Origin of the sequence: Megasphaera geminata F0357 (assembly GCF_000239275.1) — a bacterium.
GTDB classification, from domain to species: domain Bacteria; phylum Bacillota; class Negativicutes; order Veillonellales; family Megasphaeraceae; genus Megasphaera; species Megasphaera geminata.
Genome location: NZ_JH417593.1, coordinates 1 through 1,537 on the forward strand (window position 1 = coordinate 1; position 1,537 = coordinate 1,537).

The 1,537-nt window shown below is 43.1% G+C and carries 3 protein-coding genes; all 3 read right to left on the bottom strand.

Annotated features, from left to right (window positions below):
• Positions 1 to 384: IS3 family transposase (locus tag HMPREF0080_RS10250; RefSeq protein ID WP_006790259.1), on the bottom strand; the 384-nt coding region annotated here is incomplete at its 3' end.
• Positions 350 to 820 (bottom strand): IS3 family transposase, encoded by a 471-nt coding sequence (locus tag HMPREF0080_RS11670; protein ID WP_006790260.1) that lies wholly within the window; start codon positions 818 to 820, stop codon positions 350 to 352. The genes HMPREF0080_RS10250 and HMPREF0080_RS11670, both read right to left, overlap by 35 nt.
• Positions 790 to 1,467, bottom strand: coding sequence for a helix-turn-helix domain-containing protein (locus HMPREF0080_RS05280; protein ID WP_006790261.1), 678 nt, complete (start codon positions 1,465 to 1,467; stop codon positions 790 to 792). The genes HMPREF0080_RS11670 and HMPREF0080_RS05280 overlap by 31 nt, the downstream gene beginning before the upstream one ends.
• Between the last annotated feature and the right edge of the window lie 70 nt (positions 1,468 to 1,537).

Consider the following 1,537-nt stretch of genomic DNA (forward strand, 5'->3'; position numbering starts at 1 on the left):
CAGTGTTTCTCTATCTGTAAAACGCTGGCCATAGTAACGTTCTCTCTTTATGATCCCCCAAAACCCTTCCATGGGACCATTGTCGATACATTTTCCCACTCTGGACATGCTTTGTATCATCCCGGCAGCCTTCAGTTTTGCATGAAACGTTCTGTTCGTATATTGGTATCCTCGGTCGCTATGAAATAGTGGATGCGCTTCCGGATGGGAAGCGATGGCTTGTTCGAAGGTATCAAATACTAAAGAGTTATCATTTCTGTCACGAATTACGAAAGAAACAATTCTTCGGTCATACAGATCAAGGATGGCGCTCAGGTATATTTTATGAACCTCATTTCCAAGATAATACTTAAAATTCGGTAACGTCTGTAAGCCATTTTTCATTGGGGGTTCCCGCCGTAAAGTCTCTGCCAAGAATATTTTCTGCTATAAATTGTGGAGTTGAAGCTCGACGAGTGCAGCCGCGACCGCGATACTTCATGGTGGATTTGATGTTTGCCTCACGACAAATACGGAGTACCCGCTTATCATTGAGGTGCATGCCATAATACCGTTCCATATCGTCCCGAATTCGTCGGTAGCCTTTGTCCGGATACGCCTTGTGAATTGCTTCCACTTTTTCCGCAATTAGCCTGTTTTCTTGTTCCGTAGCAGGGCGTTGTCGGTTACGCCATTTGTAATAGGCAGCTCGGGTTATTTTCCCTAAGTTACATAAGGCTGAAATAGGATACCCATGCTCCTCGTGTTCTTCCTGAATAGCCAGATAAATATGAAGTTTCTTCAGCCGGCTCAGTCTCGCCTCCTCTCTATTTCGTCCCATTTTTTTAAGAAAGAGATCTCCATTTCCGCCTCCTTCCTCTTGACTCTTTCCAACTTGAGTTCAGCACGTAGTCTTTCTACTTCCGTAAGGGCATCTTCAGATTTTCTTTTTCCCCGATTATCTTGTAATGCATCAAGCCCGCCGGTTTCATATTTCACCGTATAACTACGAGCCTGTTGGTAGGAAATGCCATATTTTAGTGCCGTTTCTGAGTAATTATGGGCATGGGCAATACAATACTGAACCATTTCAACCCGCTCATTGAATGTTGTTTTTCTGCCTTTAGTCATGATAGAAGTTCCTCCTGTTCCGGAAGCGTTCAGTTTCTCATGACTATTATACCGTTTAATCCATGTGCGTAGTTGTGTTGATGACCTCAACCCCATTTTTTCACTGATAGCAGACAAAGATCCTTCCTGATTCAGATAAGCGGTTACCGCCTGAACTTTGCATTCTCTGGAATAGTGCTTGTTCTTTGTATGTGTAAATGCCTCGATTCCATTCCCTTTATAGCTAGTAATCCATCCTGTGATAGAAGAGAGTCCCACAGATAGACGCTTAGCCGCCGCACGGATAGATTCTTTTCCATGGAGGACGTTCTCCACTGTATTTAATTTCTCTTGCGCACATATCTTTGTTTTACGCATTTAAAATACTCCCCTTCAAGCTGCATGAGATTTTATTATTTCTCATGTCTACCTAAAGGGGAGCATATCA